Genomic DNA, 25,586 nt, shown 5'->3' with positions numbered 1-25,586 from the left:
ATCGACGCGAGCTTCCGCGGGCGGAGATCGCCGGCGGTTTTAGCGCCAGCAATTCGAGGGCGACGCTGATCGACGCATTTGTTCCGGCTTGGGCCGCCTCTGCCATCGCGCTTCTCTCGCCCGTGCCGCCGGGCTGGGGTGGAACGCTCATCGTCGGGCTGCTCCATACGATCGAGATCGCGGTCGGCGCCACCGGTCTCGGCCTTTTGATCGGCATCGGCGGCGCCTCCGGCAAGCTGTATGGTGGTCCGGTGGTGCGCGATCTCCTGGCAGTCTATACGACCGTCGTGCGCGCCGTGCCGGAGCTGGTGCTGATCCTTCTGCTCTATTACGCCGGCACCGACCTGATCAATCAGATGCTGACGGCAATGGGCTATCAGCGCATGGACATTAGCGGGCTGGCGGCCGGCATTGCCGTGCTCGGCTTCGTCCAGGGCGCCTATTCGACCGAGGTGATCCGCGGCGCGATCCTTGCCATTCCGCAGGGCCAGATCGAAGCCGCGCGCGCCTATGGCATGTCTCCCGGCCTGCTGCTGCGGCGCATCACGCTGCCGGCGATGCTGCCGTTCGCCATACCCGGCCTTGCCAATCTCTGGCTGATCGCCACCAAGGACACCGCCCTGCTGGCGGTCGTCGGCTTTTTCGAGCTGACATTGGCGACACGACAGGCGGCCGGCGTCACCAAAGCCTATCTGACATTCTTTATCGCCGCCGGCGCGATCTACCTTCTGTTGACGCTGGTTTCGAATCTGATCATCGGCCGTATCGAGACATGGGCCCGCCGCGGCATGCCGTCGCTCAAGGAGGCCCGTTGATGGCTGGCCCGGTGATGACTGGCGAAGCGGCCGTCGAGATAGCCGCACGCGCTTCGCTGTGGCTGAAGCCGCATCGTATCGTGCTGATCCTGATCGCGCTGGGGCTGGTTTTGGCGGCGGCCGTCTTCATGCGCTGGGACTGGCTGCCTAAATATTACGGGATAGGACTGCTCGGCATCTGGCGCGCGCTGTGGATTCTTGCCGTCACTTGCACGCTGGGTTTCCTGCTCGCCGTGCCGCTCGGGCTGGCGCAGGCTGCGGGCTCGTTCTGGTTCGCGGCACCCGCCAAGGTCTTCTGCACCGTCATCAGAGGGACGCCGCTGCTGCTGCAGCTCTGGTTGCTCTATTACGGGCTGGGCTCGCTGTTTCCACAATATCCATGGATTCGCGAGTCTTGGATGTGGCCCTATCTGAGGCAGGCATGGCCCTATGGCGTCCTCGGGCTGACGCTGTCCTTCGCCGGTTATGAGGGCGAGGTGATGCGAGGCGCTTTCGCCGGCGTGCCGAAAGGCCAATTGGAAGCCGCCCGCGCCTTCGGCATGAGCCGCTGGAGGATTTTCCAGCGAATCTGGCTGCCGCAGGCCTTCTACCGCGCGCTGCCGACACTGACGGGCGAAACCGTGCTGCAGCTGAAATCGACGCCGCTGGTGGCGACCATCAGCGTGATCGACATATTCGCCGTCTCTTCAAAGGTGCGTCAGGATACCTACCTCACCTATGAACCCTTGCTGCTCCTGGCGTTGATCTATATGGCGATCACCGGCATCCTCGTCTTCACCCTGGGCAAGATCGAGGCGCGGATTCCGAACAAGGTTGGTTAGGTGAATAGTGAATGGTGAATAGTCAGTAGTGAGTAGCCCGTAGTGTTACCGGCTAAGTCCCACTCACCATTCACTATTCACCATTCACCCATTCCCTCAGATATCCATGGCAATCACAATGCAACTCAGTCTCGACCAGGCGACAGGGCTGTGCCGGATGGCCGCACTTGGCGCCGGCGCCAACGAAGAGGCGGCGCAGTCGCTGGCTGCCTCGATCGTCGCGGCTGAGGCGGAAGGACTGTCGACCGTCGGGCTGTCGCATTTCATCGATTATCTCGAAGCGCTGGAAGCCGGCCGTATCGACGGCAACGCCGATCCGGTGATCACCAGGCCGGCGCTCGCGGTCTATCTTTCCGATGCGCGCGGCGGCTTAGCGCATACCGGTTTCGACCGCACGATCGATGACCTCGCCAAGGCGGCGCGGCTGTTCGGCGTCGCCATCTTTTCGCAGAAGAATGCTTATACGTGCGGCGCGCTCGGCTATTTCACCGGACGGCTGGCCGCGCAGGGATTGGTGTCGTTCGCCGCCACCAACGGCCCGGCCGTGCTTGCCGGCTCGGGCTCGGTCAAGCCGGTCTACTGCACCAACCCGATGTCCTTTGCGGCACCCGCCGCGGACGGGGCGGCGCTGGTCATCGACCAGTCGTCGAGCGCCACCGCCTTCGTCAACATCCGCAAGGCGGCCGAGGACGGCAAGAAGATACCCGAAGGCTGGGCACTGGATGCCAGCGGCAATCCGACCACGGACCCGGCAGCTGCCATGAAGGGCGCCATGCTTGCCTTCGGCGGCCAGCGCGGCGCCAACATCGCGCTGATGGTCGAGGTGCTGGCTGCGGGCCTGTCGGGCGCCAACTGGTCGCTCGATGCGCCATGGTTCAGCGGCGGGCCGGACAGTCCGGGGACCGGCCTGTTCGTGCTTGCCGTCGAGCCCAAGCTGCTCGATCCGGACTTCGAAAAGCGGATGAAGGATCAGCTCGACCGGCTGCGGCGGCGCTATGGCGTGCATGTGCCGGGGCGTGCCCGGGCCGAGGCCGCGGAGAAGGCGGCGGCGCGCGGCATAAGCGCGCCGAAAGCCGTGGTGCAACGCATTTCCGAATTCGCCGCGCGCTATTCGTCCTGAAGAAATTCGTTTGTCCGATGAGCGGCTGACGAGGCCGGCCGATCCGGCAGCGCGAGCCTACTTCCCGCAATGATGATCGTTGATCGCGTTCACCGCATTCGCGTCCGGTCCTACCCTGTTGTAGGAGCAGGGTTCGGCGGCCGTCGTGAGCAGGTGGTTGTCATAGTAGCGCGGGCCACCGAACAGAATGTCGATGATGTCGCCGTTGGCAGGAACGTAGCGTTCGGGTTGCGCTTGGTGGTGATGCCGGTTTGCCGCGAATGCCGAGGCACCCATGCTGCAGCCTGTTGCGAAAGCCAGAGCGAAGATCGCAACGCATTTTGTCGTCATCGGCAATATCCTCCATTCGGAATCAAACCATACATCTAAAATCGCCGGCCGGAACAAAGGTTCCTGTTCCTAATGGCGTTGCCGTAAAGCCGGGCCTCGGCGGCGTTTTCTGCCATTTCGAACGGATCCGGAAAATCATGCTTCAACAGTGCCGGGCGACCTATGGTCGCCCTTTGCCTTTGGCGCGAAACCGACTATGAAACGGCTTCAATCAAGCCATCTGGATAGCCCGCCGGAGCCAGCCATGACCGAAATCCTTCAGACCCCAAAGCTCGTCGTCGTTTTCGGCGGCTCCGGCTTTGTCGGTCGTCATGTCGTGCGGGCGCTGGCCAAGCGCGGCTACCGCATCCGGGTCGCCTGCCGTCGGCCCGATCTCGCCGGCCATTTGCAACCGCTTGGCAATGTCGGGCAGATCCAGCCGGTGCAGGCCAATGTCCGGGTGCGCTGGTCGGTCGACCGCGCCGTGCAAGGCGCCGACCATGTCGTCAATCTGGTGGCGATCGCGCATGAGGCCGGCCGGCAGAAATTTACTGCCGTCCACGAGTTCGGCGCGCGCGCTATTGCCGAAGCGGCGCGCGCCGTCGGCGCCGGCCTCACCCACATCTCGGCTCTGGGAGCGGACCTCCACGCGCAATCGGACTACGCGCGTACCAAGGCGCTCGGCGAAAAGGCCGTTCTTGAGACGGTCCAAGACGCCGTGATCTTGCGGCCATCGATCAATTTCGGGCCGGAGGACGGTTTCTTCAACCGCTTTGCCAACATGGCCCGTTTTTCCCCAGTGCTGCCGCTGATCGGCGGCGGGCAGACGAAATTCCAGCCGGTCTATGTCGGCGACGTCGCCGAAGCGGTGGCGCACTCGGTCGACGGCAAGGTCCAGGGCGGCCGGATCTATGAACTCGGCGGGCCGCAGGTGCTTACCTTCAAGGAATGCATGCAAGAGCTGCTTGTCATCATCGAACGCAAGCGGTTTTTGCTGCCCGTGCCATGGTGGCTGGCGAACCTCCAGGCATCAATTCTCGGGCTGCTGCCCAATCCGTTGTTGACCAAGGACCAGGTCCTGCTGTTGCGCCAGCACAATGTCGTGTCGGATGCCGCCGTCAAGGACAACAGGACGCTCGCCGGCCTCGGTATCCAGCCGCGTTCGATCGGAACCATCCTGCCAAGCTATCTCTGGCGCTACCGCGCCGCCGGCCAGTTCCAACGCAAGTCCGCCGCATAACACGAGCGGACGTGCGGTTGCCTACGAGCCGCGCCGGGTGACCTGCATCGGCAGGCCGCCTTGCGGCTGCGTCGTCAGCTTCTGCACCGGCCAGGGGCGGGTTTCCGCGGTGGCGTCGAAACGGTAGCGCGACAGCATGATCGCCAACGCGATGATCGCCTCCTGCATGGCGAAGCTGGCGCCGATGCAGACGCGGGGGCCGGCGCCGAACGGCAAATACTGGAAACGATCGATCTTTTCGCGGTTTCCCGGATGGAAGCGTTCCGGCATGAAAGCGTCGGGCCGGTCCCACAATTTCCGATGGCGGTGGACGACCCACGGCATCACCAGCACCGCGGCACGTCGCGGTATGTAGAGGCCGTTCCAGGTTTCGGGCTCGATCGGTTCGCGGTTGATCGACGGCGCCGGCGGATAGAGCCTGAGCGCCTCGTCGAAGGCGGCGCGGGTGAGCGGCATGGCGTCGAGCCATTTCGTCGGGTCGGGCTCACGCGCCAACACCGCATCGATCTCGTGCTCGATCTTTTCGCGCTCCCACGGCGCTTCGGCAAGGCAGTAGAGCGTCCAGCCGAGCGCCCTGGCCGTAGTCTCGTGGCCGGCACCGATGAAGGTGATGATGTTGTCCTCGACCTCGGCCCGGGTCAGCCCGCCCGGTCCCTCCGCCTTCAACAGCAGCGTGAGAAAATCCTGCGGCACGGTGTCCGGAGCGCGCCTCAGCCGCGCCTCGCGCATCTGCACCGTGTCGGTGACGATCTTGCGGAAGTAGGCCATGGTCTTGCGGCCGCGGATGCGGGTCAGGCGCGGCAGCCAGTCGGGCGCACGCAAAAGGTCGAGCGGATCGACCCGGCCCATGGTCTCGAACAGGCGGTCGATCTCCTTGGCGAAGCTACCGGGCTCGCCCGATATCTCGCCCGAAAACAGTGTCTCGGCCAGGATGTCGAAGGTGAGCAGCGTCATGTCGTGGGCGATGTCCGACGTGCCACCTTGCTCGTAACGGGTGACGAATTCGAGCGTGCGTTTCAGCATCGGCTCGGCGAAGCCGAAGATGTGGCGCGGCGTGAACACCGGCGCCATCGCCTTGCGCGAACGCCGCCACACTTCGCCTTCGGCGGTAAGCAGGCCGTCGCGCAGGATTGGCCGCAATATCTTCTGACGCACCGTCGCCATCTTGTAGTTCTTGGCGTTATCGACGAGCACATGGCGGATGAGGCCGGGATCGTTGGCGATGACTAGCGGCCCGCCGACGCCGGTCACCGAAATCCAGGGCTCGTTATAGGTCGGCTCGCCCCACAGTTCGAGCGGATTGCGGTAGACGATGCGGATCATCTCCAGCGTCGAGGGCGGCGCTGTGCGCGGCTTCGGCGCCGGCGGGACGAAGGGAACGGGCTGACTGTCCATGGCTTGCTCCGCTGACACCTCAATGTAGTGGCGGGCAAGGCAGGCGTCCATGTGACCGGACGACAAGGCGAAGCATCCGCTCTCTGGAATGTGACCGGGGCACCGGAAAGTGCCTGCTTGCTGTGTCCGGCTGCGTGTCTTAGGTGGCAGCACCACAGATGCCACTAACCGGCGGGAGCCTGCCTTGAAGCACCAGTTGAACGTCATCATCGGCAGCACGCGGCCGGGCCGCGCCGGGCCGGTTTTCGCAAATTGGCTGGAGAGCTTTGCGCGCGAGCACGGCAAATTCGAGCCGGTGCTCACCGACATCGCGGCCTTCAACCTGCCGGTGCTGGACGAGCCGCATCATCCGAGACTGGGCAAATACGAAAACAGCCACACGAAAGCCTGGTCGAAGGCAATCGACGCCGCCGACGCATTCGTCTTCGTGGCGCCGGAATACAATTATTTCGCCGCCCCCGCGATCGTCAACGCGGTCGACTACCTGCTCAGGGAATGGCGATACAAGCCGGCCGCCATTCTCAGCTATGGCGGTGTCTCCGGCGGCTTGCGAGCGGCGCAGGCGGTCAAACCGTTGCTGACCTCCGTCGGCGTCATGCCGATTCCGGAAGGCGTGGCGCTGCCGATGTACCAGAAGCTGCTCGACGAGACCGGCGCCTTCCTGCCCAGCGAGCAGGTGCTCGGCGGGGCCAGGACCATGCTGGACGAGTTGTTCCGCTGGAGCGAAGCGCTGAAGCCGATGCGGGTCGGCTGACAACGCGAACGGCCGAGCTTGCCGATGCCATAACTTGCTCATGCCATAAAGAGATGGAATGCTCCGGCAAATGACCGGGCCGGGGCGGTTCGATTTGCGTTTTCTGTTTGCCTTGCTGCTGATCCTCTCGACGGCCTCCGCTGCCATGGCGGAGCGACGCGTTGCGTTGATCATCGCCGAGAACGACTATCGGCTGATCCGGCCGCTCGCCAATCCCGTCAATGACGGTGAGGTCATGGAAACGGTGCTGAGGAAGCTTGGTTTCGAGGTCTTCCTCGAAACCAACCGCGACCTGCGGCGCATGCGCCGGGCGCTCGACGATTTCCGCGAGGATGCCAAAGGCGCCGACGTGGCACTGGTGTTCTTCTCCGGCCACGGCGTCGAGATAGCCGGCGAGAATCGGCTCCTGCCGGTCGATGCAGACGCGTTGTCGCTCGCTACGCTGGAAAGGACCAGCCTGCCGCTGGAGGAGATCCGCGCGACCGTCGCCGCCACCAGCAAGGTCGGACTGATCGTGCTCGATGCCTGCCGCAGCGATCCGTTTGCGGCTACGGGCCGCGAAGGCCGCGGCGCAACGGCGCTGGTAAAAGAGGTCAGCGACAAGATCCGGCCGGGTCTTGGCCGCATCGGGCGGGCAGAAAACATCCTGTTTGCCTTCTCGGCGGCACCCGGCGAGACCGCCGCGGATGGGACGGGCCAGAATTCGCCGTTTACCGCGGCGCTGACGAAATACCTCGGCACCGAAGGTCTCGAGATCCGCTCCGTGCTGACGCTCGTGCAGCAGGAGGTCTACGACCTCTCGCGCGGTAAGCAATTGCCCTATGTCGAGAGCGGCCTGCCGCAGCTGTTCTTTGCCGCCTCGGCCAAGGAGAAATTGCCGGAGCGCGAACGCTTGTTGCTGGCCATGGCCGAGGTGACGCCTCAGATGCGCGGCGAGGTGGAGAAGATCGCCAGCGACGCCAACATGCCGCTGGCACCGCTCTATGGCGCGTTGATCAGTTCCGATACCGGCCACCTCTCCGCTGACAGTCTGAACGCCAGGCTGCGTGAGGCAGCCGACGCCTTCGTCAAGGTGCGGAGCGAAATGCAGACGCTTGGATCCGACGATCTGCGGGTGGCAGCGTTGCGCCGGCAGGCCGAAGAGCAGCTTTCGCTGGGAGCGTTCGATGCCGCGCGTAAAAAGCTCGCCGAGGCAGCCGAGATCGACAATGTCTCGCGCAACGCGCTGAAGGCCAATTTCGTCAGCCGCACGCTCTCCGAAGCCGCGACGCGCTATCTGTCCGGCGGGGCGGCGCGCGCCGACCTCGACTACGCCACAGCCATCAGGGACTATGAGTCCGTGCTCGCGCTTTATGGCGAAGCCGGACAGGTGGTGCTGTCGCTCGACGACGCCGACCGCTTGATCCGCACGCTGGACGAGCTCGGCAAGCTCTATACCACGGTCGGCAATATCGATGCGGCCGGCCGTGCCTTCGAGGCGCTGCAAGCCGATCTCGAGCGGCGGTCGCATCATGAAACCGATCCCAACGTGAAGCGCGACTTCGCCGTCAGCCACGTCAAGCTCGGCAACGTGCGGATGGCGCAAGGCAATCTGCCGTCAGCGCTGCAGAATTATGAGACCGCCAAGACCATTCTGCAGGGCCTGACCGAGGCGGAACCGGACAATCTGGAGTGGTTCGGCGACCTCGCCATGGCCGACGACAAGATCGGCAACGTATTGGCGACGCAAGGCGATCTGGCCGGCGCCGCAGAGGTCTACCAGGAAAGCCTGTCGATCAAGAAGCAGCTCGCCGCCGGAGAGCCCGACCTTGCCGAACTACAGCGCGACCTGACCATCACCTACGATGAGATCGGTCACCTTGCCCATATCGCAGGCCAACTGGACAACGCACAGGCGGCCTATGAAGAGAGCCTGAAGGTGCGGCTGGCGCTGGCGGCGGACAAACCGGGAGACGCCGACCGGCAGCGTGACGTCTCGGTCAGCCACGATACGATAGGCGACCTGCTGCGCGAACGCGGCGACGCCGCCGGGGCGCTGGCGGCCTACAAGGAAGGTCTGGCGATCGTAAAGCAACTGGCGAAACGCGATCCGGACGACACCGAGTTGAAGCGCGACCTGTCGGTCGGCAACGCCAAGATCGGCAATGCGCTGAGCGACCAGCAGAATTGGCCGGCGGCACTTTCGGCTTATCGTGAGGCACTTTCGCAGGCCAGCGCGCTCGCCGCCGGCGACCCGAACAACACCGAATGGCAGCGCGACCTGTCCGTGTGCATCGAGAAAGTCGCCGGCGTCCTGGCGATACAGGGCGACCACAAAGGCGCGCTGAAAGCCTATCTGGACAGCTACGCGATTGCGCAGAGGCTGGCCAAGCTCGATCCCGCCAATTCCGACTGGCAGCGGGACTTGTCGATAACGCTGTCCGAAGTCGCCACGCTGCGCCTCAGGCAGCGCGACGTCAGGGGCGCCCGGCAAGCCCTTCAGGACAGCCTGGCCATTCGCGAGAAACTTGCCCGGTCCGATCCGGACAACGCCACCTGGCAGCGCGACCTGGTGGTCGCCTATATCGACTACGCCCAAGTCGCAAAGGACCCGAAGGCTGTGCTTTCCAAGGCGCTCGACATGACGCTCGAGCTCGACCGGAGCGGGCGGTTGGCACCGCGCCACAAGTTCATGATCAAGTTTTTACGTGAGCGGCTGGCCAGGATCGAAGCCAGGCGCCGGTAGCCGGCTCACGCGATGGTCATTCCGTTCCGAAATGCCTGCAAACCTTGGAAAAACCGCCTTTTGCGCCTATATCTACGACATTAGAAATGCGCGATTCGAAGCCGATTTTTCGCGCTCTGCACACGGCATCAATCAGACAGGTTTTCATGAGCGACCAGACCGACATCGCCAACGGCGTTGAAGCCGAATACGGCGCCGATTCCATCAAGGTTTTGAAGGGCTTGGATGCCGTTCGCAAGCGGCCGGGCATGTATATCGGCGATACCGACGACGGCTCGGGCCTGCACCACATGGTCTATGAAGTCGTCGACAACGCCATCGACGAAGCACTGGCCGGCCATGCCGACCTGGTGACGGTGACGCTCAATCCGGACGGATCGGTGACGGTCATCGACAATGGCCGCGGCATTCCTACCGATATCCACACCGGCGAAGGCATTTCGGCGGCCGAAGTGATCATGACGCAGCTGCATGCCGGAGGCAAGTTCGACCAGAACTCCTACAAGGTGTCAGGCGGCCTGCACGGCGTCGGCGTGTCGGTCGTCAACGCCCTGTCGGCCTGGCTGAAACTGAAGATCCGCCGCAACGGCCAGATCTACGAGATGAGTTTCACACATGGCAATGCCGACGCGCCGCTGCGCATCACCGGCAGTTATGAACAAGACAAGGTCCCCGGCACCTACGAAGGGCGCAGTGGCAGCGAAATCACGTTTTTGCCGTCGTCCGAGACTTTCACCATGGTCGAATTCGACTACGGTACGCTGGAGCATCGGCTGCGCGAGCTCGCCTTCCTGAACTCCGGCGTGCGCATCGTTTTGACCGATGCCCGCCATGCCGACATCGTGCGCCATGAACTGCACTACGATGGCGGGCTGGAAGAGTTCGTCCGATATCTCGACCGGACGAAGAAGCCGTTGCTCGACAAGCCGATCTCGATCCGCGCCGAGCGCGACGGCATCACGGTCGAAGTCGCCATGTGGTGGAACGACAGCTACCATGAAAACGTGCTGGCCTTCACCAACAACATCCCGCAACGCGACGGCGGCACGCATCTGGCAGGCTTCCGCGGTGCGCTGACGCGCCAGATAACCGGCTATGGCGACTCCTCGGGCCTGACCAAGAAGGAAAAAGTGGCGCTGATCGGCGATGATTGCCGCGAAGGGCTGACCGCGGTGCTGTCGGTCAAGGTTCCCGACCCGAAATTCTCCTCGCAGACCAAGGACAAGCTGGTGTCGTCCGAGGTCCGCCCGGTGGTCGAAGGGCTTGTCAACGAAGCGCTCGGCACCTGGCTCGAGGAGCACCCGACCGAGGGCAAGGCGGTCATCGAGAAGGTCATCCAGGCCGCTGCCGCGCGCGAAGCCGCGCGCAAGGCACGCGACATCACCCGCAAGAGTTCGCTCGGCGTCACCTCGCTGCCCGGCAAGCTGGCCGATTGCCAGGAGCGCGATCCGGCGAAATCCGAGATCTTTATCGTCGAGGGCGACAGCGCCGGCGGCTCGGCCAAGGGCGGCCGTTCGCGCCAGAACCAGGCCATTCTTCCGCTGCGCGGCAAGATCCTCAATGTCGAGCGCGCCCGCTTCGACCGCATGCTCGGCTCCGACATGATCGGCACGCTGATCACCGCGCTCGGCACCTCGATCGGCAAGGACGAGTTCAACGCCGACAAGCTGCGCTACCACAAGATCATCCTGATGACCGACGCCGATGTCGACGGCGCCCACATCCGCACCTTGCTGCTGACCTTCTTCTTCCGCCAGATGCCGGAATTGATCGAACGCGGTCATCTCTACATCGCGCAGCCGCCGCTCTACAAGGTGACGCGCGGGAAGAGCTCGCAATACATCAAGGACGAAGCCGCCTTCGAGGAATTCCTGATCGGCTCCGGGCTGGAAGAAGCGTCGCTTGCGCTCAGCACAGGCGAGGTGCGGGCCGGGCAGGACCTGCGCAGTGCCATCGACGACGCCTTGGCTGTCCGCCAGCTCATCAACGGATTGCACACGCGCTATAACAGAGGCGTGGTCGAGCAGGCAGCGATTGCCGGCGCGCTCAACCCGGAGATCTTCACCGACCTCCGCCGCGCCAACGAGACGGCCGAGCGTGTTGCCCGTCGTCTCGACATTATCGCCGAGGATACCGAGCGCGGCTGGATCGGCCGCATGTCGACCTCGAACGAGGGCATTGGCGGCTATGTCTTCGAGCGAACGGTGCGCAGCGTCAAGGAGTTCGCGCATCTCGACCTGGCGCTGATCAATTCCGCCGACGCACGCCAGCTCGACCGCTATGCGCCGCGCCTGGCGGAAATCTACGGCGAGCCGCCGGTGCTGCGCCGCAAGGATGTCTCGGAAACCATTTCGGGGCCGCTGGCACTGCTCAACGCCGTGTTTGCCACCGGCCGCAAGGGCCTGACCATGCAGCGCTACAAGGGCCTTGGCGAAATGAACGCCGAGCAGCTCTGGGAAACGACGCTCGACCCGAATGTGCGCTCGCTGTTACAGGTCAAGGTCAATGACGCGACTGATGCGGACAGCTTGTTTTCACGGCTGATGGGCGACGAGGTCGAGCCAAGGCGCGAATTCATCCAGGAAAACGCGCTGTCGGTTGCCAATCTGGACATCTGAGCCGCCATCCAGATACCCAGCCAGCAGGCATGAAGTGTATTGGTGCGCCTTGGCGCACCAATACGACTGCTGCAACGCAACAAAGATCACCAGGACCGCCGGAACGGAAAGGCTTTCAAGGCATTGTAGTTGATCACAATCGCCGCAGGAGGCATCCATGGGACGTGGCATTTTGCTCTGGCTTCTCGGAGTCCCAATTCCGATCATTATTCTGATCATGCTGTTCGCGCGGTAGGGAGGCTTCGATGCAGTCCACCGTAACAGCTGTCGACGTTTCCGCCCCGACGGAATCCGCTTCCACTGCTGTCAGCTGGGGGCCAATCGTCGCCGGCGCCTTTGCTGCGTCAACGCTTACCTTCATCTTGATGCTGCTCGGCTCCGGGCTTGGGCTGAGCATGGTGTCGCCATGGTCCGGCTCGGGTGCGTCAGTCACCACTTTCGCCGTTTCCACCGCCGTCTGGCTGATCGTCGTGCAGTGGCTGTCGTCGGCCCTGGGCGGCTACCTCGCCGGACGCCTGCGCACCAAATGGGTCGGCATCCACACCGATGAAGTCTTCTTCCGCGATACCGCTCACGGCTTCCTGGCCTGGGCGCTGGCGACGCTGCTCGTCGCCGGCGTGCTCGGCACGGCGCTTTCGGCCGCGATAGGTACCGGTGTCCAGGCTGCTTCGACTGTGGCATCGGGCGCGGCAATGGGCGCTTCGGCAGGTGCTGCTGCAAACGCGGGTAGCGCCTCGACTGACAACGCCACATCGTATTTCGTCGATACGCTGTTCCGCCCGGCCGATCCGACAAGGCTCGCTGCCGCCAATCCGGAGAGCGACGCCGCGGCAACGGCGCAGGCATCGCGCATTCTAATCGCGAGTGCCGCAGCAGGCGAAATATCGGCCGACGACAAGACCTATCTGTCGCGGCTGGTGGCCGCCCGCACAGGCCTGTCCGAAGCGGATGCCACCGCTCGCGTCGATACGGTAATCGCCAGAGCGCAGGACGCCAAGGTCAAGGCCCAGCAGGCGGCCGACACCGCCAGAAAGGCAGGCGCCACCTTCTCGCTGATTGGCGCGCTGTCGCTGGTCGTCGGGGCCTTCATTGCCAGCGCGGCTGCAGCACTTGGCGGCAGGCAGCGCGACGACGAGGAAGCGATTTTCCTGACCAATCGTTGATCGGTGACTAAGCGAACTCGGTCCGCTTCGGGAAGATTACGCCCGAAGGGGACCTTGCTTTGAACTGCCGCCGCGGCATTGTCGTGCGCTGCTCGCCGCCTACAGCTCAGCTTCCAGTTTGCGGCCGAGATCGACCGCATCGCGCAGCACGGCAAGGTGCGAGCGCGGCTGTACGCCGGCCGGCGCGTTGACCTCGACGCCGCTCGCCGTCAGCGACCAGTAGAGCCTGTGCGTGAAGACGCGGCCGCCCGAGCCGCGCAGCTCGACCTGGATGTTTTCCACGCCGGGACCAAAATTTTCCGTCATCCGCCCTGAAATCGGGTCGCCGGTCAGCCAGCCATTGCCCCTGTCGAAAATATTGGTCCAGCGCGTCGCGGCAAACACCGCGCCATGATGCACCGCCCGCTGCGGCTTGCCGGAATGGCTGCGCCCTTCCTGGTAGAGCATGGTCCCGCCCGCCGCCCTGTCGGCAATCGGCGGGCATGCCGAAAACAGGCGCTCGGCGATGCCGCGCCTGAATTCGGCGAGGTTGTAGGTCACCAGAAATTCGCTGTGGGTCAGCGGACTGCCGAGTGTGACGAAATCGCTGATCTTCCACGGCAGCGGATGATCGGCGTCGCCGACGCGAAGCTGCCGGTAGAGCTCCCATTGGCTGCGCCGGAATGCGGGGAGGTCATCGAGGCTGTCGGGCCAAGCGGAGGCATCGGCGGCCAGCGTCGCCTTGTCGACGGCGTGGATCGCCTTCAGCCTCGCTTTGTCGCGAATGGCTTCCAACTTTCTAGGCCTGAAATCGGCCCACAATATCTGCAACAGATCATAGGCGATGATCGACCCGAGGCTGTGCGAGACCAGCACGATGCGGTCATAGGCATCGTCCATCATGAGACGCTTCAGCAGCTTGAGGCCACGCTCGCGGACCAGCGCCCGCTTCTCGACCGTTGCCGCTTCGGCCCGCACATAGGCGGCGACGTCGCCGAAATAAGGCAAGCCAAACTGGTCCACCGACCAGATGACGAACGACGCCAGAACCGTGACAAGCACACCGGTCGTCCAGGAGATGTAGCCTTGCCAGGTCGACGTTGCGAGCGCCAGCGCCGCGCCGAGGACGACGATGGTGGCCAAAAGCGTGACGACATAGAGTTTGAGCACATCGCGCGGAATATCGGCCGGCTTGCGCCAGAGCAGGGTCGTCACCCAGGCAGCAAGGCGGCTTCGGGTCGTGCCCTGGGTGATGTCGGCCCAGTAAAGCTCGTAGAAATCGGTGCGGCGGCCATCGACATCATAGGGCGTGGTGATCCGGCGGAGTTCGTGCGAATTGGTCCGGCTGTCGGGCGTGATCCAGCTCTGGTTGATCTTCGCACCCATCGGGTCGGCCGGATCGGGGACATGGGCATAGAACGGTGCCCGGGCCGGATCGTGGCTCCATACGGCCTGGACAAACTCCCTCAACGTGTCCATGGGCCGCTGCTCGCCCATGCCGTGCACGACCACTACCGCCTGGCTGCGCTTGCGTGGCGCCTTCTCTGCTGCGGTCAGATCGGCGGCCGGCGATGCAGCAGAACCAGGGTCGGGCACCAGCACCTCCACGATGACTCCGTTAGCAAGACGACGGGTCGGCATCGTAGCTTCAGAACCGGTAACAGCCAAGAAAAAGCCCGGCGCGGAGCCTGGCTGTATTCGACGATCGGCAGTGAGTTGGCAGCGACGCCGTTTCAGTGATCCATCGCTTTGACGATCTCCTCGGTCATCTTCTTGGCGTCGCCGAGCAGCATCATGGTGCCGTCCTTGTAGAACAGCGTGTTGTCGATGCCGGCATAGCCGGAGCCGAGCGAGCGCTTGACGAACAGGCAGGTGCGCGCCTTGTCGACGTCGAGAATTGGCATGCCGTAGATAGGTGAGGACTTGTCGTCACGAGCCGAGGGATTGGTGACGTCATTGGCCCCGATGACATAGGCGACGTCGGCCTGCGCGAACTCAGAGTTGATGTCCTCCAGCTCGAACACTTCGTCATAAGGCACGTTGGCTTCGGCCAAGAGCACGTTCATGTGCCCGGGCATGCGGCCGGCAACCGGGTGGATGGCGTATTTGACGTCGACGCCGTTGGCCTTGAGCTTGTCGGCCATCTCGCGCAGCGCGTGCTGCGCCTGGGCGACGGCCATGCCGTAGCCCGGCACGATGATGACCTTTTGCGCATTCATCATCAGATAGGCGGCATCCTCGGCCGAGCCCTGCTTGACCGTGCGCTCGATGCCGTCGTTGGCAATGGCTGATGTCTCGCCGCCGAAGCCGCCGAGGATGACCGAGATGAAGCTCCGGTTCATGCCTTTGCACATGATGTAAGACAGGATGGCGCCCGACGAGCCGACCAGCGCGCCGGTGATGATCAGCGCCAGATTGCCGAGCGTGAAGCCCAGGGCGGCCGCGGCCCAGCCCGAATAGGAATTCAGCATCGACACGACCACCGGCATATCGGCGCCACCGATCGGGATGATGAGAAGCACACCCAGCACCAGCGAGGCGGCAACGATCAGCCAGAACACCACCTTGGACTCGGCGGTGACGAGCAGCACGATCAGCACGATCAGCGCAATGCCAAGGGCCGCGTTGATGAAGTGGCGGCCACCGATCATGATCGGCTTGCCCGACATGCGGCCGTCGAGCTTCAAAAAGGCGATGACCGAGCCGGTGAAGGTGATGGCACCTATGGCAACGCCGAGGCTCATCTCGATCAGTGCCTGGGCATGAATATCGGCGACGGTGCCGATGCCGAAGCTTTCCGGTGCATAGATGGCGGCGGCCGCCACCATGACCGCGGCAAGACCGACCAGCGAGTGGAAGGCGGCGACCAGCTGCGGCATCGAGGTCATGGCAATGCGCCGTGCCGTGACCGCACCGGCCGAGCCGCCTATCAGCAGCCCGAGCACTATGAGGCCGAAGCGCCCGGCCGAAGGGGTCGCCAGCGCCAGCGTCGTGGCGATGGCGATGCCCATGCCGATCATGCCGTACATGTTGCCCTGGCGGCTGGTGGTCGGATGCGACAGGCCGCGCAATGCCAGGATGAACAGTATGCCGGAGACCAGATAGAGAAAGGAGGCGAAGTTGGCGTTCATAGCGGCCTACTTTTCCTTCTTCTTGTACATGGCCAGCATGCGCTGGGTGACGAGGAAACCGCCGAAGATGTTGACCGATACCAGCATCAGCGCAACGAAGCCGAAGCCGGTGGCGATGCCCGAGGCCGAGATGCCGACGGCCAGCAACGCACCGACGACGATGACGGAGGAAATGGCGTTGGTGACCGCCATCAGCGGCGTGTGCAGTGCCGGCGTGACGGACCACACGACGTAGTAGCCGACGAAGATCGCCAGGACAAAGATGGCGAAGCGAAAGACGAAGGGATCGATGGCACCGCCGGACAGCGCGTGAGCGGCGTCACCCGCCGCCTCGGTGCCGGGCGCGGCCGCCAGGTTCTGCACCGCGAGCCGCACGGCAGCTGTCGCCTCGTCGAGCTGGTCGAGGGCTTTCTGCAGGGTCTGGTCCATCACGCGATCCCTCCGGTGGTCTTGGGCTTCCTCGAAGCGGCCGTTTTCTTCGCAGCCGGCTTCGCCGAAGCCTCGGCAACCATCGTCCTGGCCGGAATGGCCGGTGGTTCGACATATTGGCCCTTTGGCGGCTCCTGCTCAGCCTTTGCGAAAGCCGGATGCACGATCTTGCCAGCATCGGTCAGCATCGTCGCCTTGACCAGTTCGTCGTCGTGGTTGATGGCAAGCGTCTTCGCCGCCTTGTCGACCAGCGTCTCGAGGAAGGCATAGAGGTTCCTGGCATAGAGAAGCGAAGCGGAGGCGGCGACGCGACCGGGAACGTTGAGATGGCCGACGATCTTTACCCCGTTGGCCGTGGTCACCACCTTGCCGGCTTCGGCGCCCTCGACATTGCCGCCGCGCTCGACCGCGAGGTCGACGATCACAGAGCCGGGTTTCATCGAGGCGACCATCGCCGCCGAGACCAGCTTCGGCGCCGGACGGCCGGGGATCAGCGCGGTGGTGATGACGATGTCCTGCTTGGCGATGTGCTCGGCGGTCAACGCCGCCTGCTTGGCCTGATACTCCTTTGACATTTCCTTGGCGTAGCCGCCGGCCGTCTCGGCCGCCTTGAACTCCTCGTCCTCGACCGCCAGGAATTTTGCGCCGAGCGAGGCAACCTGCTCCTTGGCGGCCGGGCGCACATCGGTGGCGGTGACCACGGCGCCGAGGCGGCGCGCGGTGGCGATGGCCTGCAGACCGGCGACGCCGACGCCCATGATGAAGGCCTTCGCCGCCGGTACCGTGCCGGCGGCCGTCATCATCATCGGCAGTGCCCGGTCATATTCGGCAGCCGCGTCGACCACTGCCTGATAGCCGGCGAGGTTCGCCTGGCTGGACAGGACGTCCATCGACTGGGCACGGGTGATGCGCGGCATGAACTCCATGGAAAAGGCAGTAACACCAACCTTGGCCAGCGCGGCGACGGCAGCATCGTTGCCATATGGATCCATGATGGCAATGACGGCAGTGCCCGGCCGATAGGCTTTCAGCTCGGCATCGCTCGGCCGGCGCACCTTCAGCACGACATCAGCCCTGGAAACATCGCCGGCCTTGCCGATCGCGGCGCCGGCCTTGGCAAACTCCTCGTCGGGAATGCGCGAAGCAGTGCCTGCGCCGGCTTCGACGACCACGCCGAAACCCAGCGCCGCCAGCCGTTTCACCGTGTCGGGCGAGGCCGCGACGCGCGGCTCGTTCGCGTCGAGCTCACGAGGGATGAAAACCGTCTGTCCCACCGCATGATCCTTTCGGCCGGAACCCGTTACCCAAGACGCCGGCCGGCCACCGGCGGCGCCCTCGACAAAGGTTGGAGGAGTCTATCGGAGAATAAAGGCGCCGACGGCCAGGATCAGCACGAACAGGATAGTCCCCGAGAAGAAGCCGCCCACAAAGAAGCCGAACGCCATGGCCAGAAGCACGGCGGCGCAAAATAGCGACCCATATTTGGCCAGCATCACAAAGCCGGCATAGGTGCGGTCGTGCTCGGCATAGTCCATCTTCGCGCCCAGTTCGACAGGACCGGTCGGCGTGTGTTCAGCCATAGGAATACCCCTTCGAAGACATCTTTCAGGCACATAGCGAAAAGCCGCGTTAAGGGCAATGGCGCTATTGCCGCATCGCCGCAGCCAACAATCTCAAGCAAAACTTGAAATCGCTGCGCGAAGCGCGGCGATACCAATCCCAATGGATGGCAGGTCCGCTATTGCCGATGTCGTTAGCCGGCGAGATGCGGGAACAGACCGAGCAGGCCGACAACGATCAGATAAAGGGCGACGATATAATTGAGCAGCCGCGGCATCACCAGGATCAGCACGCCTGCAATCAGCGAGATAAGCGGGGTAAGGGCGAGCGTGGAAATGGTCATATCGGTTCCTTTGATCGGATCGCTATCGAAGCGATGCTTGGCGGATGCCGGCAATGCCGACCTACCACCAGCACCCTTGCCCAGAACGCCGAAGCGACCGGAAGGCTCCATGGGCTCGTTCAGGCGGCTTCGCGAAAATACTTGGCGGTGGGCAGGATGGTCAGCGGGGCGAGTTCGCCGGCACCGGGCGTATCGAACAACATGCGCTGCTCCATTGGCGTCGAACGGAAGAACGGAAAGCGAGCGTAGGTTTCATTCTTGATCGCCAGGACATCGGCTTGATAAAGCAGCGCGAAACAGTTGATCACGCCGGCATAGGGCCGCGCATCGCCAATCGGTCGCGCCCGATAGATGCGCTTGTAGAAAGCCGCATGGTCCTCGCGGATCATGGATATGCAATAAGGCGCGCCGAAATGGAAGCAAGCCATGCCCGCAAGGCGCAGCGTCACATACGGGATCTGCGGGTAAAGCCGTGACCATTCGGCGTCCACGGCAAAACGGCTCGGGTCGATAAAGACTTCGCCGGCCGCCAGACGCGGCATCAACAAGTCCTTGTAGACGCTGAGCGCTGGTGATGTGGCGTTATCAGCAGACACGTTATGCAGGCGCATTGTGCTGACCAGCCGCCCCTCGATGTAGATTCCGAACGTATGGCAATTGGGCAGTTCGTCAAATTCGTCATGGACCTGACGGGACGCATTCTCGGGCACCAGATCGTTCATCCGATAGGAATTGTAGCGCAGCCTGTAAATGCTTTCGAAGTCCTCGCCGCTTTCACAGCGTCGGTACTCCGTCCGGTCAAGCAGCGCATAAACATGTTGCGCGAAGCTGGACATGGTCTCGGACGCATCTTTCCCACCAGCGCCCGCCGCATGGCCGAGCGAACTCAACTGGGCACACATGAACTCTATTCCCCGCGATTACCGCCACCAGCCGACACTACGGACGGGTCATGAGATGTAAAGATGAAAATAAATAGGAGCTCGTTTACCGCTCGTTAGGGTTAACAATTAATAAAATTATACTAAAATACGCGGTTTTTCAGCGCGAAGTCAGCGCCGCGGCGCCTTCCTTGCCGTCTGGATGTCCTTGGCGAAGGGCCAGACGGTGCTCGACATCGTCTCGATGCCGGACGCGCTGAGTGCCGACCCGAACAGAAAGCCCTGGACCAGGTCCGGCTTGACCTGCAATGCCAGGATCTTGAGCTGTTCGAAGGTCTCGACACCTTCGACGGTAACCGAAAGTCCCAGCGGCCGTGACAGGTTGACGATGCCCTTGAGCAATTCGAGCGACCGGCTGTTCTGAGTGACATCCATCAGGAACGAGCGGTCGATCTTGATTTTGTCGAGCGGCAGTTTGTGGAGATAGCTGAGGCTCGAATATCCGGTACCGAAATCGTCGAGCGCAATGCGCACGCCGAGCCGCTTCAACTCCTCGATATATTGGCGTGTCAGCGACTTGTCGTCGAGCAGCGCCGTCTCGGTGACCTCGATCTCCAGACGTCCGGCGGAGAGACCGGATTCAGCCAGCGCGTCGCGAACCTTCTGGATGACATCACGGTTGCGGAAATCCTTGGCCGAGAGATTGACCGACACGCTGGTCTGGGCCGGCCATTTGGCGCATTCCGTGCAGGCCGCATGCAGGACGAAGGTGCTGATGTCGGAAATAATCCCCATTTCCTCCGCCAGCGGAATAAAGATACCGGGGGAAATCGGCCCGAGATCGGGATGATCCCAGCGGCACAGCGCTTCGCAACTGGCGATACGCATCGTGCTCATCGCCACGATCGGCTGATAGACCACCCGCAATTCGTTGTTTTCCACGGCGCTGCGCAGGTCCGCCTTCATCAGCTGACGGCTGCGGAAGGCAGCATCCATGGAGGCCTCGAACAGCCGCCAACCGTTCTTGCCAAGCTCCTTGGCCTTGTAGAGTGCAAGGTCGGCTTTGACGATCATGGCGTCAACGTCGGTATCCTTGACCCGCGACAGCACCGCGCCGCCGCTGGCCTGGATGCGTAATCCGTGGCCGGCGACATCGACCTCGCCCTGTAGATTGACAAAGATCTCATCAACCTGGCCGGTCAGGTGGCTTTCATCCTCGATGCGCTCGAAGAAGATCATGAACTCGTCGCCGCCGAAGCGGCTGACGGTGATGCCTGGCCCAGCGACTGCCGCCAGCCGCTCGGCAACGGCGTAGATCAATCCGTCGCCGACCGGATGGCCGAGCGTGTCGTTGACGCTCTTGAAATCATCGAGATCGAGCACCACCAGCCCGCAGAGACGCTCGGGATCCCCTGAGGCCATGGCTTCCACCACCAACTCGTGGAAGTAGGCGCGGTTGGGCAGGCCGGTGAGACTGTCGTAGCGCGCCATGAAGCGGATCTTGTCTTCCGCCTCGACCCGGGCGGTCACATCCTCGAAAGTGACGACGCCCAGTTCCTGGCTGCCTTCGCGCGCCGAAAATTCATAGTGCTGGCCGTTGGTGAGCGAGACCAGGACCTTGCGGTCGCGGCCCTCGCGCAACGCACGCGTCAGCTGGGCTTCGATGTAACGGCAATCTTTCGGCGCCAGCATGCCGCCTGCAGCGCCGCGCATCAGCAGACCGTGGATCGAGCGGCCTAGCAGCGCATCGGCCGATTTGAGCGACATCAGGTGCGCGGCTTCGGCATTGGCCACCGCCACCCGGCCGTCGGGACCAAGCATGACAAGGCCATGCGACATGGTGTTGAGCGCGCGGTTGAAACGCTGCGCGATGCGGTTCGCCTTCTTTTCCTCCGACAGGGCGGTAAACAGGACTTCGCGGACGATGTCGGCGAACCGCTTGATCGCAAACAGAAAAGGGGCCGACATCAGACCGAGGATGATGTGGTAGATATCGCCGCGCAGGATAAAGCCAAGCGATATGGGCCATGTGGTGGTTATGATAAAAATCATAACCATGCGCGGCGACCCATAATTGCGGCCGGCAATCGACGTGACCGATGCCAGAGTGACGCAGACAGAGGCTATTTCGGCATAGTTGTCGTGGCTGTCATTTGCCAGATAGATACTGACGAAACAGAACGCGCCAAGCATGAAACCATGCATCGAACCGAAAATTATGTAATCGTTTTCGCGATCATGGGCTTCTTCCCACGTCGTCGGGGAAGGAAGTCGCCCGTATTTTCGGATGTTGCGAAGGCGCAGAGTACCGACAATGATGAGCCCAGCGGCAACTAGAAGATACGCCAAGTCCATGGTCTTCCAATAGACCAGAATGACGAGGAGTGTCTGCGCAACAAGGCCGATCGACAGCGTGAACCCGTCGCGAAACAGCGTTTCCACGAACGGAATGTAAACGTCGACCGGAATCTCGTTTTTTCGTCTCAGATTCACGCCTGGATCCCAACCCTGGGGAACCCAGCAGTGTCACATTGGCCTTAAGAAAGGTTTAGAGCAGCGGTTCGGGCTCTATTGGCATCCATTGGTGACGCAGCGGAAGCAGGGAAACTACAGTTCAGGTAAACAAGGAGTATCACAGCGCTGAATTATTCGGCGGCTTGAAGTTGCGGCCGCAGCGGCGCCGTCGAGAGGCGGTCGAGCAGACGCTGGCGTTCGCCGGCGGCTTTTTCGGCACTGGCCTGCTTGACGTGGCCAAAGCCGCGGATGAGCGCCGGTACCGAAACAAGCGCGGCAGCAACCTCGATCTTGCCCGGCGCCAGCGCGCCGGCGACAAGCTCCAGGTCGGCTTCATAGAGGGCAAGAAGCTGCCGCTCCATACGCCTCTCGGCGCTGTAGCCGAACAGGTCGAAAGCGGTACCGCGCAGCCCCTTCATCGCCGCCAGCAGGCGGAACCCGTTCATCATCCACGGGCCAAAGCTCGATTTCTTCGGCTTGCCGTCACTGCCGCGCCTGCCCATGATCGGCGGTGCGAGATGGAATTCAAGCTTGCCGTAGCTCTGGAACTGCTTTGCGAGCTCTGCGGCAAAGGAGCCGTCCGTATAAAGCCGCGCCACCTCGTATTCGTCCTTGATCGCCATCAGCTTGAACAGGTTCTTTGCGGCAGCCTCGGTCACCACGGTCGAACCGCGCACAGCATTGGTTTCGGCCTTGCGCAGCGCCGCCAGTCTGTCGGCATAGCGCTTGCCATAGGCGGCGTTCTGATAGGCGGTCAGGAAGGCGACGCGGCGAGCAATTATATCGTCCAGCGTCTCGGCAATGGCGGCATGCTGCGTGGCCTTGCCCGGCTGGGCGAGAAGGCTGCGCACGAAATCCGGCTGGTGGGCGGCGCGGCGGCCCCAGCGAAATGCCGCGATATTCATCGCTACCGCCTCGCCGTTGAGCTCGATCGCCTTTTCGACCGCCTCCGCCGACAGCGGCAAGCCGCCATGCTGGAAGGCGAATCCGAGCATGAACATGTTGGCACCAAGCGAGCTGCCGAACAGCGCGGTGGCGGTGCGGGTGGCGTCGAAGAAATGCGTCCTGTCGTCGCCCGCGGCCGTTCTTATCGCTTTCTTCAGCCGCTCGACGGGCAGCGAGAAATCGGCCGAACGGGCGAACTCGCCCGGCATGATCTCGGCAGTGTTGGCGAGGAAGATGGTATGGCCTTCGCGCACCGCGGCCAACACCTTCTTGGCACCCGAAACGACGAGATCGCAGCCGAGCACGAGATCGGCCTTGCCGGCCGATACCCGAATGGCGTGGATGTCGTCCGGCGTGCGGGCGATGCGGACATGGGTGAACACCGAGCCGCCCTTCTGGGCGAGGCCGGCCATGTCGATCATGCCGCAGCCCTTGCCTTCCAAGTGCGCGGCCATGCCGAGCACCGCGCCTATTGTGACGACGCCGGTGCCGCCGACACCGTCGATGATCGCCGCCCAGCCTTGTTCACCGAGCGTAAATTGCGCCGGCGCCGGCACCCCCGCGAGCGGGTCGGCCGCGCCGGCTATGCCTTCGGCTTTCCTGATTTTGGCGCCGTGGACGGTGACGAAGGAGGGGCAGAAACCGTTGACGCACGAGAAGTCCTTGTTGCAACTCGACTGGTCGATCTTGCGCTTGCGGCCGAATTCGGTCTCGACCGGCTGGATCGAGACGCAATTCGACTGCACGCCGCAATCGCCGCAGCCTTCGCAGACCAGCTCGTTGATGAAGATACGCTTGTCGGGATCGGGGAAGGTGCCGCGCTTGCGGCGGCGACGCTTCTCGGCGGCGCAGGTCTGGTCGTAGAGCAGCACCGAGACGCCTTTGACCGAACGCAACTCGCGCTGGACGAGATCGAGGTCGTCGCGGTGATGGATGGTGGCGCCGGCGGGAAATTCCACCTTGCCGGTATATTTGTCCGGCTCGTCGGTGACGATGGCGATGCGCTCCACGCCCTCGGCGCGCACCTGCCTTGCGATCATGTCCACCGTCAGGCCGCCCTCGTGCGGTTGCCCGCCGGTCATCGCGACGGCGTCATTGTAGAGGATCTTGTAGGTGATGTTGGCGTCGGTCGACAGCGCGAAGCGGATCGCCAGCACACCCGAGTGGTTGTAAGTGCCATCGCCCAGATTCTGGAAGATGTGCTCGCGCTTCGAGAACGGCGCCTGGCCGACCCACTGCGCGCCCTCGCCGCCCATGGCGGTGAAGCCGACGGTGTTGCGGTCCATCCACAGCGCCATGAAATGACAGCCGATTCCGGCGGCGGCGAGCGAGCCGTCCGGCACCTTGGTCGAGGAATTGTGTGGGCAGCCGGAGCAGAAGAAGGGCGTGCGCGAGGCGATGTCTGACGTGTCGGCCAGCATCGCCTGGAACTGGCGCAACTTCGCCACCCGCGCGGCGATTTCTTCCGACGGGCCGATCGTTCGCAAAATCCTCTCGCCGAGCGCGATGGCAATATCGTTGGGGTCGAGCGCGCCCTTGGCCGGGAACAGCCAGTCGCCGCGCTCGTCCTTCTTGCCGACGATGATCGGCTGCGTCGCGGTGCCGTAAAGGTTCTCGCGCAGTTGCACCTCGATCAGCGAGCGTTTCTCCTCGACGACGACGATGGTATCGAGGCCGCGAGCAAAGTCGGCGATGTGCTGCAGGTCGAGCGGCCACGGGCAGCCGACCTTGAACAGCCTGATACCGATGCGACTGGCGGCCGCTTCGTCGATGCCGATATCCTCCAGCGCCTGGCGAACATCGAGATAACTCTTGCCGATGGTGACGATGCCAAGCTTGGCGCTGCTGCCGCCCGAATAGACGATCCGGTTCAGCCCATTGGCGTGGATGAAGGCCGAAGCGGCGGCGCGCTTGTGTTCATGCAGCCGCTCCTCCTGGCCGAGCATGTCGATCTCGTTACGGATATTGAGGCCGCCGGGCGGCATGTCGAAGTCCGGCACGATGATGTTCAGCCGTTCGAGCGCGGCATCGACCGAGGCCGTCGATTCGATGTTGTCCTTGACGCATTTGATCGCCGCCCAGGTGCCGGCAAAACGCGACATGGCAAAGCCGTAGAGGCCGTAGTCGATGATCTCCTGGACGCCGGCCGGATTAAGGATCGGCACCATGGTGTCGACGAACAGGAACTCGGTGGCATGCGCGTTGGTCGAGGATTCGGCCATGTGGTCGTCACCCATCAGGGCCAGCACGCCGCCATGTTTCGACGACCCGGCGAGATTGGCGTGGCGGAACACGTCGCCGGAGCGGTCGACGCCCGGACCCTTGCCGTACCAGACCGAAAAAACGCCGTCATGGGTACCCTCGCCCAGCAATTCGGCCTGCTGCGAGCCCCAGCAGGCGGTGGCGGCGAGCTCCTCGTTGAGACCGGGCTGGAAGACGATGTCCGACTGCGCGAGCTGGTTCCTGGCCTTCCACAGCTGCATGTCGAGGCCGCCGAGCGGCGAGCCGCGATAGCCGGAGACGAAACCGGCGGTGTTCAGGCCAGCCCGGCGGTCGCGCTCGCGCTGCATCAGAAGCATGCGGATGACTGCCTGGGCACCCGACAGGAAGATGCGCTCCTTTGCCAGGTCGAACTTGTCGTCGAGCGCGACATTGTGCAGCGTCATCAGGCATTTCCTGTGCGGAGGCCGCGCCTGGTGGTGCGCGGCCAACGTCGGAGTCGAGTGCCCACAGTCTTTCTTCCCTTGCCGGGGAGGTCAAACAAAATCGAAGGTGCCAGGCGGTCCGCAACAAACGATCCGTGCGCGGCCGTGTAGCGCCACGAAACGCCTGTCGGGGAGGATG

At 63.3% G+C, this 25,586-nt stretch carries 19 protein-coding genes; 8 read left to right on the top strand and 11 right to left on the bottom strand.

Going from position 1 to position 25,586, the window contains the following annotated elements; genetic code table 11:
- Nucleotides 1-149: 149 nt before the first annotated feature.
- From NKJ28_RS08440 to NKJ28_RS08430, 3 genes are all read left to right on the top strand, one after another.
- Nucleotides 150-815, top strand: coding sequence for an ABC transporter permease (locus NKJ28_RS08440; RefSeq protein ID WP_352578586.1), 666 nt, complete (start codon nt 150-152; stop codon nt 813-815).
- Between the two features lie 14 nt (nt 816-829).
- The gene (locus NKJ28_RS08435; protein ID WP_023676271.1) at nt 830-1,636 is read left to right on the top strand and encodes an ABC transporter permease; all 807 of its coding nucleotides are present in this window, start codon (nt 830-832) and stop codon (nt 1,634-1,636) included.
- Between the two features lie 118 nt (nt 1,637-1,754).
- Nucleotides 1,755-2,756 (top strand): Ldh family oxidoreductase, encoded by a 1,002-nt coding sequence (locus tag NKJ28_RS08430; protein ID WP_023676270.1) that lies wholly within the window; start codon nt 1,755-1,757, stop codon nt 2,754-2,756.
- 57 nt (nt 2,757-2,813) lie between these two features.
- Here NKJ28_RS08430 and NKJ28_RS08425 read toward each other — a convergent pair whose 3' ends face one another.
- Nucleotides 2,814-3,143, bottom strand: a complete 330-nt coding sequence (locus tag NKJ28_RS08425) for a hypothetical protein (protein WP_348625925.1) — start codon at nt 3,141-3,143, stop codon at nt 2,814-2,816.
- A gap of 187 nt (nt 3,144-3,330) precedes the next feature.
- Between NKJ28_RS08425 and NKJ28_RS08420 the strand changes: the two genes are divergently transcribed.
- Entirely contained in the window at nt 3,331-4,305 is a 975-nt protein-coding gene (locus NKJ28_RS08420) for a complex I NDUFA9 subunit family protein (protein ID WP_023676268.1), read from the top strand.
- A 21-nt stretch (nt 4,306-4,326) separates the two neighbouring features.
- Here NKJ28_RS08420 and NKJ28_RS08415 read toward each other — a convergent pair whose 3' ends face one another.
- Nucleotides 4,327-5,700, bottom strand: coding sequence for a cytochrome P450 (locus NKJ28_RS08415; RefSeq protein WP_352634954.1), 1,374 nt, complete (start codon nt 5,698-5,700; stop codon nt 4,327-4,329).
- A gap of 184 nt (nt 5,701-5,884) precedes the next feature.
- On the opposite strand from NKJ28_RS08415, the gene NKJ28_RS08410 reads away from it, so the two are divergent.
- The 4 genes from NKJ28_RS08410 to NKJ28_RS08395 all read left to right on the top strand — a co-directional run bounded on the left by NKJ28_RS08410 (nt 5,885) and on the right by NKJ28_RS08395 (nt 12,960).
- Nucleotides 5,885-6,454, top strand: coding sequence for an NADPH-dependent FMN reductase (locus NKJ28_RS08410; protein WP_023676267.1), 570 nt, complete (start codon nt 5,885-5,887; stop codon nt 6,452-6,454).
- Nucleotides 6,455-6,512: 58 nt separating this feature from the next.
- Nucleotides 6,513-9,179: a caspase family protein gene (locus NKJ28_RS08405; RefSeq protein WP_352634952.1), complete on the top strand. Its 2,667-nt coding sequence runs from the start codon at nt 6,513-6,515 to the stop codon at nt 9,177-9,179.
- A 146-nt stretch (nt 9,180-9,325) separates the two neighbouring features.
- Complete coding sequence (gene gyrB / locus NKJ28_RS08400; RefSeq protein ID WP_352453677.1) at nt 9,326-11,797, top strand: DNA topoisomerase (ATP-hydrolyzing) subunit B; 2,472 nt, start codon at nt 9,326-9,328, stop codon at nt 11,795-11,797.
- Between the two features lie 245 nt (nt 11,798-12,042).
- Nucleotides 12,043-12,960 (top strand): hypothetical protein, encoded by a 918-nt coding sequence (locus NKJ28_RS08395; RefSeq protein ID WP_352634950.1) that lies wholly within the window; start codon nt 12,043-12,045, stop codon nt 12,958-12,960.
- Nucleotides 12,961-13,059: 99 nt separating this feature from the next.
- Here NKJ28_RS08395 and NKJ28_RS08390 read toward each other — a convergent pair whose 3' ends face one another.
- The 9 genes from NKJ28_RS08390 to NKJ28_RS08350 all read right to left on the bottom strand — a co-directional run bounded on the left by NKJ28_RS08390 (nt 13,060) and on the right by NKJ28_RS08350 (nt 25,408).
- A complete protein-coding gene (locus NKJ28_RS08390) occupies nt 13,060-14,580 on the bottom strand; it encodes a hypothetical protein (RefSeq protein ID WP_352634948.1) in 1,521 nt (506 codons plus the stop codon).
- A gap of 92 nt (nt 14,581-14,672) precedes the next feature.
- Nucleotides 14,673-16,070 (bottom strand): NAD(P)(+) transhydrogenase (Re/Si-specific) subunit beta, encoded by a 1,398-nt coding sequence (locus tag NKJ28_RS08385; RefSeq protein WP_352454727.1) that lies wholly within the window; start codon nt 16,068-16,070, stop codon nt 14,673-14,675.
- Between the two features lie 6 nt (nt 16,071-16,076).
- Nucleotides 16,077-16,499 carry an NAD(P) transhydrogenase subunit alpha part 2 gene (locus tag NKJ28_RS08380; RefSeq protein WP_502898217.1) on the bottom strand — a complete coding sequence of 141 codons (423 nt, stop codon included), beginning with the start codon at nt 16,497-16,499 and terminating at the stop codon, nt 16,077-16,079.
- Nucleotides 16,499-17,773: a Re/Si-specific NAD(P)(+) transhydrogenase subunit alpha gene (locus NKJ28_RS08375; protein WP_352578573.1), complete on the bottom strand. Its 1,275-nt coding sequence runs from the start codon at nt 17,771-17,773 to the stop codon at nt 16,499-16,501. The genes NKJ28_RS08380 and NKJ28_RS08375 overlap by 1 nt, the downstream gene beginning before the upstream one ends.
- Before the next feature lie 81 nt (nt 17,774-17,854).
- Nucleotides 17,855-18,079 (bottom strand): aa3-type cytochrome c oxidase subunit IV, encoded by a 225-nt coding sequence (locus NKJ28_RS08370; RefSeq protein ID WP_352522521.1) that lies wholly within the window; start codon nt 18,077-18,079, stop codon nt 17,855-17,857.
- A 173-nt stretch (nt 18,080-18,252) separates the two neighbouring features.
- On the bottom strand, nt 18,253-18,402 hold the full coding sequence (locus NKJ28_RS08365; protein ID WP_013528205.1) for a DUF3096 domain-containing protein: 150 nt from the start codon (nt 18,400-18,402) through the stop codon (nt 18,253-18,255).
- A 119-nt stretch (nt 18,403-18,521) separates the two neighbouring features.
- Nucleotides 18,522-19,304: an N-acyl amino acid synthase FeeM domain-containing protein gene (locus NKJ28_RS08360; protein ID WP_023676258.1), complete on the bottom strand. Its 783-nt coding sequence runs from the start codon at nt 19,302-19,304 to the stop codon at nt 18,522-18,524.
- A 150-nt stretch (nt 19,305-19,454) separates the two neighbouring features.
- Nucleotides 19,455-21,776: a putative bifunctional diguanylate cyclase/phosphodiesterase gene (locus tag NKJ28_RS08355; RefSeq protein ID WP_352452207.1), complete on the bottom strand. Its 2,322-nt coding sequence runs from the start codon at nt 21,774-21,776 to the stop codon at nt 19,455-19,457.
- Between the two features lie 152 nt (nt 21,777-21,928).
- Nucleotides 21,929-25,408, bottom strand: coding sequence for an indolepyruvate ferredoxin oxidoreductase family protein (locus NKJ28_RS08350; protein WP_352634943.1), 3,480 nt, complete (start codon nt 25,406-25,408; stop codon nt 21,929-21,931).
- Nucleotides 25,409-25,586: the final 178 nt, after the last annotated feature.

This window comes from Mesorhizobium sp. M0145, from assembly GCF_040322355.1.
Taxonomy (GTDB): Bacteria; Pseudomonadota; Alphaproteobacteria; order Rhizobiales; family Rhizobiaceae; genus Mesorhizobium.
This window is presented reverse-complemented; position numbering and strand designations above follow the sequence as displayed.

Coding starts and splice junctions, on each gene's coding strand:
- NKJ28_RS08420 (WP_023676268.1), top strand. CDS start 3,331: ATGACCGAAATCCTTCAGACCCCAAAGCTCGTCGTCGTTTTCGGCGGC.
- NKJ28_RS08360 (WP_023676258.1), bottom strand. CDS start 19,304: ATGTGTGCCCAGTTGAGTTCGCTCGGCCATGCGGCGGGCGCTGGTGGG.
- NKJ28_RS08405 (WP_352634952.1), top strand. CDS start 6,513: ATGCTCCGGCAAATGACCGGGCCGGGGCGGTTCGATTTGCGTTTTCTG.
- NKJ28_RS08370 (WP_352522521.1), bottom strand. CDS start 18,079: ATGGCTGAACACACGCCGACCGGTCCTGTCGAACTGGGCGCGAAGATG.
- NKJ28_RS08365 (WP_013528205.1), bottom strand. CDS start 18,402: ATGACCATTTCCACGCTCGCCCTTACCCCGCTTATCTCGCTGATTGCA.
- NKJ28_RS08415 (WP_352634954.1), bottom strand. CDS start 5,700: ATGGACAGTCAGCCCGTTCCCTTCGTCCCGCCGGCGCCGAAGCCGCGC.
- NKJ28_RS08395 (WP_352634950.1), top strand. CDS start 12,043: ATGCAGTCCACCGTAACAGCTGTCGACGTTTCCGCCCCGACGGAATCC.
- NKJ28_RS08430 (WP_023676270.1), top strand. CDS start 1,755: ATGCAACTCAGTCTCGACCAGGCGACAGGGCTGTGCCGGATGGCCGCA.
- NKJ28_RS08350 (WP_352634943.1), bottom strand. CDS start 25,408: ATGACGCTGCACAATGTCGCGCTCGACGACAAGTTCGACCTGGCAAAG.
- gyrB (WP_352453677.1), top strand. CDS start 9,326: ATGAGCGACCAGACCGACATCGCCAACGGCGTTGAAGCCGAATACGGC.
- NKJ28_RS08435 (WP_023676271.1), top strand. CDS start 830: ATGACTGGCGAAGCGGCCGTCGAGATAGCCGCACGCGCTTCGCTGTGG.
- NKJ28_RS08385 (WP_352454727.1), bottom strand. CDS start 16,070: ATGAACGCCAACTTCGCCTCCTTTCTCTATCTGGTCTCCGGCATACTG.
- NKJ28_RS08390 (WP_352634948.1), bottom strand. CDS start 14,580: ATGCCGACCCGTCGTCTTGCTAACGGAGTCATCGTGGAGGTGCTGGTG.
- NKJ28_RS08380 (WP_502898217.1), bottom strand. CDS start 16,499: ATGGACCAGACCCTGCAGAAAGCCCTCGACCAGCTCGACGAGGCGACA.